Source organism: Nocardiopsis sp. CNZ308 (genome assembly GCF_004217075.1).
The window spans coordinates 1,811,786-1,827,323 of sequence record NZ_SHKJ01000001.1; the positions used below are offsets into that span (position 1 = coordinate 1,811,786).

Annotated in this window: 14 protein-coding genes; 7 read left to right on the forward strand and 7 right to left on the reverse strand. The window is 73.4% G+C overall.

Annotation, left to right across the window (positions count from 1 at the left end):
- The first annotated feature begins 59 nt into the window (after nt 1–59).
- Together EV372_RS07755 and EV372_RS07760 are read left to right on the forward strand one after the other, a co-directional pair.
- Nucleotides 60–1,259 carry a sensor histidine kinase gene (locus EV372_RS07755; RefSeq protein WP_165435969.1) on the forward strand — a complete coding sequence of 400 codons (1,200 nt, stop codon included), beginning with the start codon at nt 60–62 and terminating at the stop codon, nt 1,257–1,259.
- On the forward strand, nt 1,256–1,951 hold the full coding sequence (locus tag EV372_RS07760) for a response regulator transcription factor (RefSeq protein ID WP_013155318.1): 696 nt from the start codon (nt 1,256–1,258) through the stop codon (nt 1,949–1,951). Before EV372_RS07755 ends, EV372_RS07760 begins: the two co-directional genes overlap by 4 nt.
- An 85-nt stretch (nt 1,952–2,036) precedes the next feature.
- Here the strand turns inward: EV372_RS07760 and dtd are convergent, their stop codons facing one another.
- Both dtd and EV372_RS07770 read right to left on the reverse strand, forming a co-directional pair.
- The gene (gene dtd, locus EV372_RS07765; protein WP_017563723.1) at nt 2,037–2,462 is read right to left on the reverse strand and encodes a D-aminoacyl-tRNA deacylase; all 426 of its coding nucleotides are present in this window, start codon (nt 2,460–2,462) and stop codon (nt 2,037–2,039) included.
- A gap of 29 nt (nt 2,463–2,491) precedes the next feature.
- Nucleotides 2,492–4,333 carry a DUF2207 domain-containing protein gene (locus EV372_RS07770; RefSeq protein WP_130395446.1) on the reverse strand — a complete coding sequence of 614 codons (1,842 nt, stop codon included), beginning with the start codon at nt 4,331–4,333 and terminating at the stop codon, nt 2,492–2,494.
- A gap of 153 nt (nt 4,334–4,486) precedes the next feature.
- On the opposite strand from EV372_RS07770, the gene EV372_RS07775 reads away from it, so the two are divergent.
- Both EV372_RS07775 and EV372_RS07780 read left to right on the forward strand, forming a co-directional pair.
- Nucleotides 4,487–5,380, forward strand: a complete 894-nt coding sequence (locus EV372_RS07775; protein WP_130398812.1) for a neutral zinc metallopeptidase — start codon at nt 4,487–4,489, stop codon at nt 5,378–5,380.
- Between the two features lie 132 nt (nt 5,381–5,512).
- Complete coding sequence (locus EV372_RS07780; protein ID WP_130395447.1) at nt 5,513–6,451, forward strand: neutral zinc metallopeptidase; 939 nt, start codon at nt 5,513–5,515, stop codon at nt 6,449–6,451.
- 212 nt (nt 6,452–6,663) lie between these two features.
- Here EV372_RS07780 and EV372_RS07785 read toward each other — a convergent pair whose 3' ends face one another.
- On the reverse strand, nt 6,664–7,623 hold the full coding sequence (locus EV372_RS07785; RefSeq protein WP_130395448.1) for an alpha/beta hydrolase family protein: 960 nt from the start codon (nt 7,621–7,623) through the stop codon (nt 6,664–6,666).
- Between the two features lie 165 nt (nt 7,624–7,788).
- On the opposite strand from EV372_RS07785, the gene EV372_RS07790 reads away from it, so the two are divergent.
- Together EV372_RS07790 and EV372_RS07795 are read left to right on the forward strand one after the other, a co-directional pair.
- On the forward strand, nt 7,789–8,379 hold the full coding sequence (locus tag EV372_RS07790) for a TetR/AcrR family transcriptional regulator (protein WP_130395449.1): 591 nt from the start codon (nt 7,789–7,791) through the stop codon (nt 8,377–8,379).
- A 229-nt stretch (nt 8,380–8,608) separates the two neighbouring features.
- Nucleotides 8,609–11,107 (forward strand): hypothetical protein, encoded by a 2,499-nt coding sequence (locus tag EV372_RS07795; protein ID WP_130395450.1) that lies wholly within the window; start codon nt 8,609–8,611, stop codon nt 11,105–11,107.
- A gap of 13 nt (nt 11,108–11,120) precedes the next feature.
- On the opposite strand, the gene EV372_RS07800 is transcribed toward EV372_RS07795, so the two are convergent.
- The 4 genes from EV372_RS07800 to EV372_RS07815 all read right to left on the reverse strand — a co-directional run bounded on the left by EV372_RS07800 (nt 11,121) and on the right by EV372_RS07815 (nt 14,414).
- Complete coding sequence (locus EV372_RS07800) at nt 11,121–11,420, reverse strand: DUF2516 family protein (protein ID WP_130395451.1); 300 nt, start codon at nt 11,418–11,420, stop codon at nt 11,121–11,123.
- 163 nt (nt 11,421–11,583) lie between these two features.
- The gene (locus EV372_RS07805; protein ID WP_130395452.1) at nt 11,584–12,528 is read right to left on the reverse strand and encodes a M56 family metallopeptidase; all 945 of its coding nucleotides are present in this window, start codon (nt 12,526–12,528) and stop codon (nt 11,584–11,586) included.
- Nucleotides 12,529–12,533: 5 nt separating this feature from the next.
- Entirely contained in the window at nt 12,534–12,896 is a 363-nt protein-coding gene (locus EV372_RS07810; RefSeq protein ID WP_013155328.1) for a BlaI/MecI/CopY family transcriptional regulator, read from the reverse strand.
- A gap of 216 nt (nt 12,897–13,112) precedes the next feature.
- Entirely contained in the window at nt 13,113–14,414 is a 1,302-nt protein-coding gene (locus tag EV372_RS07815) for a cryptochrome/photolyase family protein (RefSeq protein WP_130395453.1), read from the reverse strand.
- Nucleotides 14,415–14,507: 93 nt separating this feature from the next.
- On the opposite strand from EV372_RS07815, the gene EV372_RS07820 reads away from it, so the two are divergent.
- A complete protein-coding gene (locus EV372_RS07820) occupies nt 14,508–15,491 on the forward strand; it encodes a DUF523 and DUF1722 domain-containing protein (RefSeq protein ID WP_130395454.1) in 984 nt (327 codons plus the stop codon).
- Nucleotides 15,492–15,538: the final 47 nt, after the last annotated feature.

Here is a 15,538-nt window from a genome sequence, read left to right on the forward strand (position 1 = left end):
CGGTTGTGTCGCATGCCCTGGCCGGGTAAAGCCCCAGCCAGCACGTTTACGATCGAATCGTGCAAGGGGAACTTCTCGCCGCGGTGACCGGCATCATCGGACTCGTCACGGGCGTCGTCATCGGCGTCCTGGCCGGTCCTTTCTTCCGTACGGGTACCGCCGCACGGCAGCGGCAGGCTCCGGAGCCCGCGAACCGCGACGGCGGCGTACTGCCCTCCGGCATAGCCGAGGTGCTCTCCGCGATCCCCTCCTCCGCCGTCGTGCTGGACCCCGCCGACAGGGTCCTGCGCGCCTCCTCCGCCGCACGCGCCTTCGGCATCGTGCGGGGCGAGGAACTGGTCATAGGCGAACTCCTCACCCTGGCCCGGCAGGTACGGCGGGACGGCGTCATCCGGGAGACGGACATCGAGGTCGCCGTGCGCAAGTTCGGCCCCGACGCCACGTCCTTCGCCGTGCGGGTGGCCCCCCTGGGAGGGACCGGGCTGGTGCTGGTGCTGGCCGAGGACCAGACCGAGCACCGACGCCTGGAGGCGGTCCGCCGCGACTTCGTCGCGAACATCTCGCACGAGCTGAAGACCCCGGTGGGCGCTTTGTCCCTGTTGGCGGAAACCGTACAGGACGCCAGTGACGACCCGGAAGCGGTGCGTCGCTTCACCGAGCGCATGCAGATCGAGGCCTCCCGGCTGACCGCGGTGATCCAGGACCTCATCACGCTCTCGCGCATCCAGGGCGCCGAGCCGATGGCCGAACCCGCCCGGGTCGACCTCGGCCCCGTCGTCGAGGAGGCGCTGGACTCGGTGCGCATGCCCGCGGACGCCAAGGGGATCGAGCTGGTCGGCAGCGGCGCCGAGGGCGTCGTGGTCATGGGCGACGAGGGGCTGCTGGGCACGGCCCTGCGCAACCTGGTCGCCAACGCCGTGGCCTACAGCCCCAAGAACACCCGGGTCGCCGTGTCCGTGGTGTTGTCCAGGTCCAGCGTGGACATCAGCGTCGCCGACCAGGGCATCGGGATCCCACAGCAGGACCTTGAAAGGATCTTCGAGCGGTTCTACCGTGTGGACGCCGCTCGGAGCCGGGCCACCGGAGGTACCGGTCTGGGCCTGGCGATCGTCAAGCACATCATGACCCACCACCGTGGAGAAGTGACCGTGTGGAGCAAGGAGGGGTCGGGGTCGACGTTCACTCTGCGTCTGCCCCGTTCCGAGAGCCGGGGGCCCGAGGCCGCCCGGAACACCGACCGTCAGGAGGCGGCACAGTGACGCGCGTACTCGTTGTCGAGGACGAGGAATCCTACAGCGACGCCCTGTCGTACATGCTGCGCAAGGAGGGCTTCGAGGTCGCCGTGGCGCCCACCGGGACCGTGGCGTTGGAGACCTTCGACCGTACCGGGGCCGACCTGGTGCTGCTGGACCTGATGCTGCCGGGGCTGTCGGGCACCGAGGTGTGCCGGACGCTGCGGCAGAAGTCCAACGTCCCCGTGATCATGCTCACCGCCAAGGACTCCGAGATCGACAAGGTCGTCGGTCTGGAACTGGGCGCCGACGACTACGTGACCAAGCCCTTCTCCTCTCGCGAGCTGGTGGCCCGCATCCGCGCGGTGCTGCGCCGCCGGGGCGAGGACGAGGTCGTGCTGCCCGCCGCCCTGGAGGCCGGTCCCGTCCGGATGGACGTGGAGCGGCACGTGGTGACGGTGCGCGGCGACAACGTGCAGCTCCCCCTCAAGGAGTTCGAGCTGCTGGAGGTGCTCCTGCGCAACGCCGGGCGGGTGCTCACCAGGATGCAGCTCATCGACCGCGTGTGGGGCGCCGACTACGTCGGTGACACCAAGACCCTCGACGTGCACGTCAAGAGGCTGCGCGCCAAGATCGAGGAGGACCCCGGCAGCCCGCGCTACATCGTGACCGTCCGCGGTCTGGGCTACAAGTTCGAGCCGGTGACCGTCGACGTCTGAGGGGCGCGGGATCTCTCCGTGGATTCCCCCTCCTGCGTCTTCCCCCGTGTCCCGGGCCGTGGCGGCGTCCACAGCCCGGGCCCCGTCATGCCTCCAGGACGACCGTGAACGGTCCCTCGTTGGTGAGGGAGACCGACATCTTCGCGCCGAACACCCCCGTGGCCACCACGGCGCCGAGTGAGCGCAGCTCCTCGACGACCGCGTCCACGAGGGGTTCGGCGACGGGGCCGGGCGCCGCGGCCTGCCAGGTGGGGCGGCGGCCCTTGCGCGCGTCGCCGTAGAGCGTGAACTGGCTGACGACGAGCAGCGGAGCGCCGGTGTCGGAGCACGACCGCTCGTCCTCCAGGATCCGCAGCGTCCACAACTTCTTGGCGATCCTGGCCGCCTCGGCGGCGGTGTCGGTGTGGGTGACCCCCACCAGCGCCATGAGGCCCGGTTCGGTGATGCGTCCGACCACCTCGCCGTCCACCGTCACCGACGCGTGCGACACGCGCTGCACGACCGCGCGCATGGTGCCTCCCCCTCGTGGTCTGCGGCGGCCTACCGCCGCTGGAACTGGTTGAGCGCCCGCAGCCGCCGGGCGTTGGTGATGATGCCGGTCAGCGTCACCACGAACGTGGTGATGGAGTCCGCGAAGTCCTCGATCCGCCACTCCCTCGGCCCCGTGTACCAGGCCAGGCCGTCACCGGTCAGCTCCTCGGGGGTCAGGTCGGTGAGCGCGGCCGAGGCCAGGATGTTGGCCCAGTGGTCGACGTCGTCGAAGATCACCGCGTAGGGCAGGTAGCGCGAGTACAGCTCCACCCGCTGCCCCGGGGGCGCGGTCGCCGAGCGCGGACTCAGCAGGTAGTCGCGAAAGCCCACCGTGTGCGCGTACACCGAGCTGCCCAGGGCGGTCTTGGCGGGCATGTACTGCGCGCCCGCCGTGACGGCGGCGCCCGCGATGATGACGGCCAGCCCGGTGAACGCCGCGCTGGTGAAGACCGCCAGGACCCCGGTCAGGAGCACGCCCGCGGCCGTCACCGCCATGCCGACGGCGCTCCAGCGGCTGCGCACCTGGCTGGGCGAGCGGGCGAACCACTTCAGCCGCACCATGTCCCGGTACAGCTCCTCGCGCACGCGGTCGATGCGCGCCGGGAAGTCCGCGGAGGTGCGGGGCGATCCGACCTGGGACAGGCGCACGGTCGGGCGCCCGCCGAAGAGCGCGTCCAGCAGAAGCCACTCGTAGGAGCGGAGGGTGTCCTCCGGAGGGCCGTCCAGGCGCACCAGCCGCCAGTCCACGGACGTGAAGTGCTCGTGCGGCAGTTCCTCCAGGCGCACGTAGCCGCGCACCGCGAGGTCGACCACGGCACCGGTGAGGTCGGTGATGTCCACGGTCTCGTTGACGAGCGTGCCGATCTGGCCGGGGTGCACGCCGTCGGGCGGGGCGAACCGCAGGCGCCCGTGCTCGCCCTCGGCCACCGGGGCGTGGTCTCCGGCCGAGGCCTCGTCGCGCAGGGCGCGCTCGTCGCGGCCCCGGACGCGGATCAGCACCACCAGGCCGCCCAGGAGCACCGCCAGCAGCAGTCCGAACACGCTGGCGGTGGCCGGGGTGACCGCGAACGCGGAGGCCAGCGACCAGCGGCGGGTGAGGATGGGTTCGCCCTCGGCGGTGCCGGGCGGGTAGTTGACGACGATGTCGAGCCGGTCGCTGGGCTCCATGTCGGCCTGGAGGAAGTGGGCCACGCCCGCGTCGGCGCCCATGTCGGAGGCCGTGCAGTACATGGCGCTGCGCGGCTCCCCGGCCAGGCAGGACAGCGCCTCGGGCGGCAGGGGCGCGGTGACGGTCACGTCGGTGGCCTCCACGGTGTGGCTGTAGGCGCCCACGGCCCGCCACTCCATCTGGACGCCCTGGGAGACCTCGCTCACGGTTCCGCTCACCCGGTAGGAGAGCACGACCCCGGAGGTGGCCTCGGTGGGGATCTCCACGGACAGGGAGCCGTCGTCCCTGCTCACCCGGGCGTCCAGGGCGTTGCCGTCCAGGTCGGTGGCCCGCACACCGGTGACCTCGAACTTCCGGTCGTGCTCGGTGTCGTAGAGCATCGTCTCGGTCAGGGAGCGGGTGAAGGTGGCCGGGGCGCCGCCGGAGAAGGAGAGGGTCTCCTCGCCGTGGAGGACGCCCGCGTGGTCGAGTTCGAGGCGGACGTCGTTGGTGATGACCGGGGCCGACCGGTCGCTGGCCGCCGCCACGGAGCCCCCCGGTACTGTGGGAGCCGGTGCCGCTGGCGTCGCGGCGTGGGCCTCCCCACCCGGCCACGCGACGACAAGCGCCGTGACCAGTGAGGACAACACGAAGACGGCCGTCGCGACCGCGACGGCCGGGCGCCAGGAGCCAACCCACCACATGTCGCGAGAGCCTATCCGGTCCCCCGGTGCACCGTTCCCCCCGGGCACGGCGGCCGACGTCGTGCCCCGGTGCCGCGGGGAGCTGCCGTGGTGAGCCGCAGACCGGTTCGGGGACCGGACTTCTGGCCCGAGGACCCCGGACTCTTCCAGCGGATGGGCCTCGGGGTCACGCTCACGCTGGGCACCGGGGTGGCGGCGGTGGGGTTCACCGGTTTCCTGGCGATCTCGGCCGCCCTGCACCCCTCCGAGCCCGCGTGGTCGCACCCGGTCGCGTCGGCGGACCCGGCGACGGGCGGGTCGGGCGGGGCCTCGGCGGCCGAGGAGCCGCTGACCGTTTCGGGCCAGGGCGACCCGCTCACCGACAACCCGCTGTACCGGATCGGAGAGCTGGGCGAGATCACCTGCGAGGTGCCCGAGCTGGACGAGAAGGACGCGGAGTCGGTGGAGGCGTTCGTCCACGAGATCGCCGACTGCCTGGACACGGCGTGGGGCTCCTACTTCGCCGAGGCGGGGCTGGAGTTCAGCTCCCCCAACCGCGTGTACTGGCACACCGCCGGGAACAGCCCGTGCGGCGCGTTCCCCAGCGAGGGCACCGCGGCCTTCTACTGCCAGGCCAACCAGGGCCTGTACCTGGGCGTGGAGGACATCGTGGCGGCCTCCGGTGGCAGCGACAAGCCCGAGGCGTACACGTTCCTGCTCAGCCACGAGTACGGGCACCACGTGCAGGGGCAGTCGCGCATCCTGGCGCGGTTCCACAGCGAGCGGGCGGGCGCCGACGAGGCGGAGGCCGACGAGCTGACCAGGCGCAACGAGCTCCAGGCCAACTGCCTGGGCGGGGTCTTCCTGGGCGCCTCGCGCGAGGACCTGGGCCTCGGCGGGTCCGAGCGGGAGAATATCCTCGACGACGTCGGACTGCGCTCCGACTGGGGTGACGAGCACACCCACGGTTCGGCCGCCAACGGCCGCCTGTGGACGGCGCACGGCATGGACCGCAGGGATCCGGCCGCGTGCAACACGTGGAACGCTCCCGAGGAGCTGGTGCGGTGAGGCGCTCCGGGGGGCACGGTCAGGTGCCGGGCGGGTCCGGCCCGGCCACGGTGACGACAGGGCGGGCGGACAGGGGTGTACGCAGGGTTCGGTAGGTCGCCGGCGTCCGCGGCTCGCCGCGCCGACCGCCGGGTGTTCGGTCTGGTGACCGCCCTCATGGTGGTGCTGCTGGCGCTGGCTCTGTTGTCGTGGACCACCGCCGACGAGGACGGCCCCCCGCCCGGGGCCGCGCCGGACGCGACCGTCCCGCGGACGGGCGCCGACTCCGACGACAAGCCCGGCCAGGCCCCCTCCGGCATGGCGGGCGGGCAGGGGCTGTCGGAGCGGTTCGGCGCCCAGGAGCGCCCGTCGGGGTACCAGGCCCTGGTCGCCAACCCGCTGTACGGGACCGGGCGGCTGAGCCCGCGCCCGTGTCCGGTGCCGGAGCTGGACGTGGAGGCCCCCGAGTCGATGGAGGGCTTCCTGCACACGGTCGCGGACTGCCTGGACGACGCCTGGCGGACCCAGTTCCTGCGCGCGGGCATCCCCTTCACCCCTCCGGATCGGGTGTTCTGGGACGAACCCGGGATCAGCCCGTGCCGCGCCTACCCGTCGCGCGCGGGCGCGTTCTACTGCCGGGCGAGCACGAGCATCTACATCGGCACCGCGGACGTGGTGGACAAGTGGAACGGCGCCACGGACAGCGTGGTGTACGCGTCCCTGCTGGCCCACGAGTACGGCCACCACGTGCAGGGGGAGTCGGGGCTGCTGGAGTACTACCACGGGCAGCGCCAGCTGGAGGACGGCGTGCTGGAGCGCAACGCGTGGACGCGCCGCGGCGAGCTCCAGGCGAACTGCCTGGCGGGCGTGTTCATGGGGTCGGTCCGGGTGAGCTATCCCCTGGACGAGGGGGACGTGGAGACGCTGCTGGACGACGCCGCCGCCACCGCCGACCGCGAGGACGGCGAGGAGGAGGAGCGCACGCACGGGTCGGTGGAGAACAGCGTGGCGTGGACCCGGACCGGCCTGGAGGAGCAGAGGCCGGGGGCGTGCAACACCTGGGACGTGGCGGACGAGTCGCTGGTGTACTGAGGGGGATCCGCCCCGAAGGCCGTACGAGGACGTACGCGCCGCACCGAGGCCGTGGACGGCGCCCTCCGGGCCAGGGCCGGATACGGCGGCCGGGCCGCCGGAGCCCCCGCAGGCGTGGTCCGCGCCCGGGCGGCCGACCACGCGTGCGCGTTCGGCCCCGCCGCGGCACGCGCGGGTGCCGCGGCGGGGCCCGGGACGCGACCCGGCCGGGCCTACCGGGACTCGACTCTTCCGAGCGGGTCGGGGCCGCCCGTCAGCGCGTCGCGCGCCGCGGGCCAGGCGGGGTCCCCGGGGTGGAACCGGTCGCGCAGGTAGGCCCAGGTGAGCCGCTGGACCGCGGACACCCGCTCGGGGTCCTCGTCCGTGGTCTCGGCGACGTCGTACCCGGAGACCCCGCCGAGCCCGTGCTCCGCGCCGAACAGGGTGAACAGGGTCTTGGGGCCGGGGGCGAGGAGGTAGGGGTCGACGTGCCACTCCGGGCCGCGGACGGTCAGGTGGGCGGAGTCGTCCCTGTCCCCGGCGACCACGAGCGCGGGCGTGGTCATCGTGGAGAAGTCCGTGCTCAGGAAGAAGGGCCAGTCCCGGGCCGTGGATTCGGTGAGGGAGTCGCCGCCCCCACCGGGTGCGGCGAGGAGGACGCCCGCCGTGATCCGGGGCTCGGACAGGTCCACCACCTTTCCGTCGTGCGGGTCGGTGAGCCGGGCGCCCAGCAGCAGGCTCGCGGTGTGCCCGCCCATCGAGTGCCCTGCCACGGCGACCCTGCTCCGGTCCAGGCGTCCGGGGAGCCCGGGGACGGCGGCCTCGATCTCGTCGAGCCGGTCCAGGACGCGCTTCATGTCCTCGGCCCGCGACCGCCAGTACAGCGGCGCCTCCGGGGTGCCGGGGTCCAGGTCAAGCGTCCTCGAACTCAGGTGGGTGGGCTGGATCACCGCGAATCCGTGGGCCGCCCAGAAGTTGGCGAGGGGCGCGTAGCCGTTCAGCGAGGACAGGTGGTGGGAGGGACCGTGGCCGTGCGAGAGGAGGACGACCGGCAGCTCGCCGCCGGTCACGGGCACGGAGACCCGCACCTCCAGGTCCACGGCGCGGTCGGGCGTCGGCAGCACGACCGGACTGACCGAGAGGACGGGGGCGGCGGGACTGACGGCGTCGGCCGTGCGCGTCGGTGCGCTCATGGTGCGTTTTCCCTTCGACGGCCCGCGCGTCCGGTCCTCTCGGAGCGGCGGCGGGCAGGGCGGGCGGAAGTGTCCCGTCGCAGCTAGACTGCAAGCGGAGCGCTGTTCCTCTTAATATACGGAGCATCGTTCCGCTTTGCAACGGCCACCGGAAGGAGAGCGTGTATGCCCAGCACAGGGGGGTCGGGAGAGGTACCGGCCCGCGGCAGGCGGGCCGACGCGGTGCGCAACCAGCAGAAGCTGCTCACCGCCGCCGCCGCGGTGTTCGTCACCTCCGGCGTCGACGCGCCGATCCGGGAGATCGCGGCCCGGGCGGGGGTCGGTATGGGGACGATCTACCGCCACTTCCCCACGCGGGCGGACCTGGTCGTCGCCGTCTACCGCCACCAGGTCGAGGCCTGCGCCGAGGCCGGTCCGAGGCTGCTGGCCGAGGCCGACTCCCCGTTCGCCGCGCTCCGCGCGTGGGTGGACCTGTTCGTCGACTTCCTGGTCACCAAGCACGGGCTGGCCGGTGCGATGCGGTCGGACAGCGGCGGTTTCGAGGCCCTGCACGCCTACTTCCTCGACCGTCTGGTGCCCGTCTGCACGCGGTTGCTCGACGCCGCGGTCGAGGCCGGGGAGATCAGGCCCGGCACGCGGGCCTACGAGCTGATGCGCGGCATCGGCAACCTCTGCGTCGGGAGCGACCCCCGCTACGACCCGCGCCGACTGGTCGAACTGCTCCTGCGGGGGCTGCGGCAGCCGCAGCCCTCCTGACGTCGGCGGACAGCGCGTGCGCGCGCCCGCCGGTGCCGCGCCCCGTACGCGGCGCGTCCTCGCGGGCGGGTCCTCCACGCGCCGTGTGCGGCGCCTCCCCGGCTGCCGCCTCTCCCCGTGCGGCGCTCCCCCGTGCCCTGAAGAGGCCGCGGGCGGAGTTCCCCCGGCGTTGTCCACAGGTTCGAAGTACCGCTGTCGCCCGAATACGGAGCGTGGCAGGATGCTTCGTATGTCGGACCTCGCCGAACCCCTCAGCCCCTACGAGCCCGAACCGACCTCCCCCGCTCCCCGCTCCCCCGAGCCCTCCCCCGACGACGCCACTCCACCGCCCGTCCCGACCGGCCCCGGCTCCCCCGCGTGCGAGCGGGTCGAGCTGCGCGTCCACGGGGTCAGCGGCGGCCAGGCCGAGGAACTGCTGGACGTGGAACCCGCGATGCGTGTGGGCGGCGACCGCCTGGCGGGGTTCTTCCGCTGGCGCCGCGAGTCCGACACCGAGACCGCCCCGGGCGTGCGCCGGGAGATCTTCGCCTGGGGCAACCTCACCTCCGGGCGCTCCTCCCGGGCGTTCTGGCTGCTGCTGCTGCCGTTCATGCTCGTCAACGTGGCGTACTGGATGCGGCCCGGACGGATGGACCGCGACCCCACGGGGGCGCGGCGGCTGGCCAACAACGCCTACGGCGCGGGCGTACGGCTGCTGGCGCTGTCCCTGACGGTGCTCATCACCCTGGCCGCGGCGGGGGTCGGCATGGACCTGGTGGCCTGGCAGTGCGCCTCCGGTCAGGGCGAGGAGTGCGTGCGGGCCCGCCCCTGGCTGGCCTTCCTGGGCTCGCCCTCCTCGGTGCTGTCCGCGCCGGGCCCGGCCCTGCTGGTGGGCGCGGTCCTGCCGGTGGCGCTGATCGTGGTGCTGTGGCTGCTGTCGCGGCGCACGGCCGCCGACTACGAGGTCGTGGAAAGCCCGATACCGCCCCGCCCCAGCGCCGCCGCCCCGCTGAGCCACAGGGGTTTCTGGCGCAACAGCGAGACCATGGCCCGGCTGCGCTCGGCGCACATCTCGGCGGCCCTGGGCACGGTGGCCGCCCTGCTGGTCGTACCGGCGCTGCGGCACGACCTGGACCCGGCGACGGCGGGGCCGCCCGACGGGCCGGGCCCGTGGATCGTCGGCACCCTCCTGGCGGCCCTGCTGGCGGCGGTGGTCACGTCGAGCACCCTGAGCGTGCTGGTCCCGGGCACCGACCCGCGCTGGAACGCCCGGGCCGACCGGGTCTGCCGCCTGCTGCGCGACGCCACCCTGGTCCTGGGGCTGGCGGTGGCCGCGTACGCGCTCTGGCCCCGCCCGGAGTGGGCGGCGTCGGGGCGGCTGCCCGGCAACGGGGCGATCCTCAACACGCTGTTCGCGGTCCAGGCGGCCCTGGTGCTGGTGATGCTGGCGGCGGCGCTGTTCCTGTTCGCCGCCGACCGCTCCCACGGCGGCGCGGCGATGCGCGGCCTCGCGGGCCCGGCCACGGCGGCCCTGGGCGCCCTGCTCGGCGGCGGCTTCTCGGCCGCGCTCGTCTACCAGGGGTCGCTGGCGCTGAGCGGCTGCGGCTCCCTGGCCACCCCCGAGGTGGACTGTCTGCCGCTGTCGGTACCGGCCGCCTACTCCTGGCTCCAGCTGGCGTTCGCGCTGGAGGCGGCCATCGCGCTGGTCGTGGTGGGGGCGCTCGCTCTGCTGCTGCGCCGCGACACCCGGTCGCACCTGGCGGGGGTCACCGAGGACTACGCGCGCAGCGTGCGCGACCGCCGCACCTGGGAGATCGCCCACGCGCGGGCGGTGGGCCGGATGACGGAGGTGCTGCCGTGGGTACTGGCGGCCTTCCTGCTCCCGGTGGTGGCGTTGGGCGCGCTCGTGCTGTCCTCCACGCTCTCGGGGCACCTGGCGGCGGGCCCGGCCTCGGTGACCTCGGCCGTGTCGGACGCGGCCGCCGTGCCGGGCGAGGTGCGGGGGTTCGCCCAGGGGACGGTGTCGGGGCTGATCGGCGTCGGCTCCCTGCTGGGCGGCGCCGCCCTGGTGGCGCTGGCGTGGATCGGGCGCAGCGCCTACCGCGACCGGCCCACGCGGCAGGCGGTCGGCTCGGTGTGGGACGTGGGCACGTTCTGGCCCCGGGCGGCCCACCCGCTGGCGCCGCCCTCCTACGCGGAGCGGGCCGTGCCCCAGCTGTGCGCCCGGGTGGCCCTGCTGTGCCGGGAGGGCACGGACGTGGTGCTGTCGGGACACTCGCAGGGCTCGGTGCTGGCGGCGGCCACGGTCTGGCAGCTGCCCACCGACTGCCTGGGCCGGATCGCGCTCATCACGCACGGCTCACCGCTGGACCGCCTGTACGCCCGCTACTTCCCGGCCTACTTCGGGCCGGGGCCGTTCACGGACCTGCGGGAGCGGGTGACGGACTGGCGCAACCTGTGGCGGGTCACCGACGCGATCGCCGGGCCGGTCCGGACGCTCGACTCCTCCGGCGGATCCCGGAGCACGCGCGTGGTGGAGCGGGCCGAGCCCCTGCCGGACCCGCGCTCCTACGACGCCCTACCCGGCGAGGCCAGACGCCCGGAGATCCTGGGCCACTCCTACTACACGGGCGACCCCGCCTACTCCGCGGAGCTGCGGCGGGTGCTGGACGGCATGGAGGCGCGGGCACGGCGCGAGGCCTCCGCCGGGGGCACGGGACACGAGGCTCCGGCCGGGGACCCGGGATGAGACCTGGGGAGGCCTACCAGGGACCGTAGGGGCCGTTGTTACTGTTGCCGCCCACGCCCTTGACGGCCGGACGCACGTCCAGCAGGAAGACGAGGGTGGCGACCAGACCGAGGATGACGAACATCCCGCGACCGGAGAACACGGCCAGCAGCGAGAGCGCCGTGGCGACACCGGTGAGGATGACCCACAGCTTCTTGGTCTGCTTGTCCATCAGTTCGAAGGCCGCGGCCGGCGTGCGGATCGCCTCGATCAGCGCGTACAGACTCGCCACGAAGGTGACCAGATAGATGGCGTGCCAGATCAGTCCGAACAAAACGCACACTCCCGACGACGTTCCGAGCGGGGAGTCCGCCCGCTCTCCACCGTAAACGGATGGGACGCGTTGATCGTGCCCGCGGAGGCGGGTGTCACACGCGCCGGGATCGCGGACGGCTGCGGCAGCGGGCCGCGCGCGGGCGGACCGGCTGCCGGGACGGTCACAGCGGGATGTGCCAGAGGCAGGTGACCGCGGCCAGCAGGAAGGCGGAACCGCCCATGATGAAGGCGCCCGCGTGGTAGGGCAGCTCGTTGTCGGGGTGCAGGAGGCGGTTGACCCGCCGCATCACCCCGGGCTCGGCGTCGGGCACGGCCGCCATCGCCCCGGCGGGCACCGGTGCCGGTCCGGCGGCACCGAAGCGCAGCAGCGCCATGGCCAGCTCGCGCGAGGAGCTCTTGCGCCGGGCCTGGTCGTCGGCGCACATCTCGATGAGCAGCGCCACGCTCTCGTAGTAGGTGCGGACCAGGCGGAACCGCGGGAAGGCGCGCTTGAGCGAGGAGAAGGGCAGCAGCACGAGGTCGTGGCGTTGGCGCAGGTGGGCGTGCTCGTGGGCCAGGACGGCGGCCAGCTCGCGGTTGTCCAGGACCGCCAGGGCCCCGGCGCTGATGACCACCTGCGAACGCAGCACGCCCGGAAGGCAGTACGCGGCGGCGGCCGGGTGGTCGAGCACGCGGGCACCGGGCACGTCGGGGTGCTCGCTGGCGATGAGTTCGAGGAGGTCGTGGTGGCGTCGGCGGACGCGGACCACGTGCAGGAAGGAGGAGACCAGGCCGTAGAAGAGCACCAGGGTCAGCACGACGGCCAGGACCACGGCCACGATGTGGCTGACGCCCTCAAGTCCCTGGGAGAGTTCGGCGAGCAGCAGCTCACCGGTCACGATGTCCGTGGCCAGGGCCATGGAGCCCCCGGCCGCGCCGAGCTGGTAGGAGGAGAGCCCGAAGGCCAGCAGCGCGCCGATGGTGGACACGCCCCAGGCGAGCCCGAGTGCCTGCCAGGTGATCACGGCCGTGTAGGGCCCCCGCGAGGGCCACTTGGCCCGGTGGAGGCCTTCCATCGCGATGAGACAGCAGACCGCGACGAGGGCGAGAAGTGCGGCACTGACCATACGGACTAGTTCCTTGGCTGCTCGGTTTCCGCGAGTGCGCGCCGAAGCGCTTCAGCCTGCTCGCCGTCCATGGACTGGACGAAGGCGGCCAGGGCGGCGTCGCGGTCCCCGGTCTGTCCGAGAGCGTCGAACATCAACTCGGAGACGTATGCCTCACGGCTGGCTGCCGGGCGGTAGCGCCACGCACGACCCTCACGTGCCCGGGTGACGACCTTCTTCTTGGCGAGCCTGTCGAGCACGGTCATGACGGTCGTGTGCGCCAGGTCGCGCTCGGCCAGAGCCTTGCCGACCTCACGAACCGTCATGGGTTCGTTTCGTGACCACAGTACATCCATCACCGCGCGCTCAAGTTCGCCAAGCCGATTCATACCCGTGATTCTACTTGGGGTCGTACTACCCGTTGTCGTACCCCCAGGTTAAATCCTCATCGCCTACGGGACAAGGGATACCGGCCCCGGAACGGCGTGGGATCGGCCTCCCCCGCACCCGTCCCGAGGCCCTTTGGGAGACGGCCCCGAAGGGCGCTCCCCGAGGCCGGAGCGGCCTTGGTCACGCACGCGCCCGGGCCCGGCGGCGGGACCGCCTCAGTGGCCGGGGTCGGCGATCGGCGCCGGATAACCGGGGGGCGGGTGCTCCTCCCGCCAGGGCGTGTGCGCGCGCCTGCCCGGGAGATCGGCCAGTTCGGGAAGGTAGCGGCGGACGTACACGCCTTCGGGGTCGAACCTGCGGGCCTGGCGCAGCGGGTTGAACGCCCTGTTGGGCCGGGTGTCGTTGCCCGTGCCCGCGACCCACTGCCAGTTGCCGTAGTTGTTGGCCACGTCCCCGTCCACGAGGTGGGCGTGGAAGTGGTCGGCGCCCTCGCGCCAGTGCACGCGCAGGGTCCGGGTGAGGAACGCCGCGGTGATCATGCGCGCCCGGTTGTGCATGAACCCCTCACGCAGCAGCTGGCGCATCCCGGCGTCCACGACAGGGACGCCGGTCCGCCCCCGCTTCCAGGCGTCGAGGGCGTCGGGGTCCTCGCGCCACCTCCTGTCCCGGGGCCGGTAGTCGCGGACGTTCACCGCCGGGAAGGCCGCGGTGACCTGGTGGTGGAAGTCGCGCCAGGCGAGCTGGCGGACGAACGCCCCGCCCCCGGGCAGGGGTGAGGCGGCGAGGGCGGCCTCCAGCGGCGACAGGCAGCCCAGGCGCAGGTCGGCGGACAGGCGCGAGGTGGCCGCGCCCGGCAGGTCGTCGTGCCGGTCGGGGTAGGCCGCCAGCCCGGACGACAGCCAGGCGTCCAGGCGCTCGCGGGCCGCGCGCTCCCCTCCCCTCGGCAGGTCCTCGGCGAGCGCGCCCAGACCGTCCGATCCGCGTCCGGGCAGCTCACCGGGGCGGATCCCGTCGGGCAGGACCACACGGTCCGGCGGCGCGACCGGACCGCGCCACGCGGCTGCCTCCCAGGCCTTCCAGTAGGGCGTGAACACCTTGTAGTGGTCGCCGCCCGCCGGGGTGACCTCCCCCGGCGGGACCACGGTGAGCCCCGGGAAGGCGCGCACGGTCAGGCCGGTCGCGCGCAGGCGTCGCACCCGTCGCGCGGCGAGGGAGCTGACGCCGTCGGTGACGTGGACGGTGTCGGCTCCGCTGGCCTGGGCCAGGGCGGCGACCTCCCGGACGGTGTCGCCCCGGAGGAGGACCAGGTCGGCGCCGCGCTCGCGCAGCGCGTCCCGCAGGTCGGCGAGGGCGTCGGCGAGCAGGGCGGCGCGGTTGCGCGCGGACCGGCCGGCCACCGCGGGGTCGAGCACGAACACCGGCAGGGTCGGGCCGGGGCGCTCGACCGCGGCGGCCAGGGCGGGATGGTCGTGGACGCGGAGGTCCTGGGTGAACAGGACGATGGTGGCGGACGCCAACCGGCACTCCTTCACTGGACGTGTTCGCGTGGACACCCTAGATCCTTTCGGGAAAAGCCGGTGGTCAGGGCGCTGACCGGGTAGGAAGGGCGCATGACCACACGGCTTCCTCCGCAGCCCGACACGTCGGTCCGCCCCAGGGTCGGGGTGTCCAGCTGCCTGCTCGGCGCTCCGGTCCGCTACAACGGCGGGCACTCCCGCTCGCGTTTCCTCACCGACGAACTCGACCGCCACGTGGACTGGCTGCCGGTCTGCCCGGAGGCGGAGATCGGCCTGGGCGTCCCGCGCCCCACCCTGCGCCTGCAGCGCCGGGAGGGGCTGGACCGGGTGGTCTCCAGCGCGGACGGCGCCGACCGCACCGAGGAGCTGGCCGAGGTCGCCGACCACCACCTGGCCCAGCTGCGCCACCTGGACGGGTACGTGCTCAAGAACAAGTCTCCCAGCTGCGGCCTGTTCGCCCTGCCCGTGTTCGACCAGGGCGGCGGACGGGTGGACGGCAGGGGCCGTGGCGCCTTCGCCCAGCGGCTCACCGAACTGCTGCCCTCCCTTCCGGTGGAGGAGCAGGGCCGCCTGATGGATCCCGTGCTGCGCGAGCTGTTCGCCCAGCGCATCTTCGCGCACGCGCGGCTGCGCCACCTGTGGGAGTCCGACTGGCGTCCGCGCGACCTGGTGGAGTTCCACAGCCGCCAGAAGCTCCAGCTGATGTCGCACTCACCGGAGGGTTACCGGGAAACGGGCAGGATCGTGGCCCGCGCGGGCACCGACGATCCCGAGGAGGTTCGGGGGGTCTACACCGAGGCCTTCCACCGGGCGATGGCCGTGCGGCCGAGCCGGGGCAAGCACGTCAACGCCCTCCAGCACGTCTTCGGGATGCTGAGCGCGCTGCTGGACGACGCCCGCAGGCACGACCTGCTGGGGGCGATCGAGGACTACCGGCGGGAACAGGTGCCGCTGAGCGTCCCGGTGGCGCTGCTGCGCCACCACTGCGCGGCGGAGGACGTCGGATGGGCCCGCGACCAGACCTACCTGCGCCCGTATCCGGACGACCTTCGGCTGCGGCACGCGGTCACGGTCTGACCACGCGGAGAGGGGTGGCTCCCGCCCCCCGAGTCGCGACCGAAGAC

What these genes read in the sequence shown, in the direction of transcription:
- dtd (WP_017563723.1), bottom strand. Translation starts at nt 2,462, where the DNA reads ATGCGCGCGGTCGTGCAGCGCGTGTCGCACGCGTCGGTGACGGTGGAC.
- EV372_RS07770 (WP_130395446.1), bottom strand. Translation starts at nt 4,333, where the DNA reads ATGTGGTGGGTTGGCTCCTGGCGCCCGGCCGTCGCGGTCGCGACGGCC.
- EV372_RS07775 (WP_130398812.1), top strand. Translation starts at nt 4,487, where the DNA reads ATGGGCCTCGGGGTCACGCTCACGCTGGGCACCGGGGTGGCGGCGGTG.
- EV372_RS07785 (WP_130395448.1), bottom strand. Translation starts at nt 7,623, where the DNA reads ATGAGCGCACCGACGCGCACGGCCGACGCCGTCAGTCCCGCCGCCCCC.
- EV372_RS07790 (WP_130395449.1), top strand. Translation starts at nt 7,789, where the DNA reads ATGCCCAGCACAGGGGGGTCGGGAGAGGTACCGGCCCGCGGCAGGCGG.
- EV372_RS07795 (WP_130395450.1), top strand. Translation starts at nt 8,609, where the DNA reads ATGTCGGACCTCGCCGAACCCCTCAGCCCCTACGAGCCCGAACCGACC.
- EV372_RS07805 (WP_130395452.1), bottom strand. Translation starts at nt 12,528, where the DNA reads ATGGTCAGTGCCGCACTTCTCGCCCTCGTCGCGGTCTGCTGTCTCATC.
- EV372_RS07810 (WP_013155328.1), bottom strand. Translation starts at nt 12,896, where the DNA reads ATGAATCGGCTTGGCGAACTTGAGCGCGCGGTGATGGATGTACTGTGG.
- EV372_RS07820 (WP_130395454.1), top strand. Translation starts at nt 14,508, where the DNA reads ATGACCACACGGCTTCCTCCGCAGCCCGACACGTCGGTCCGCCCCAGG.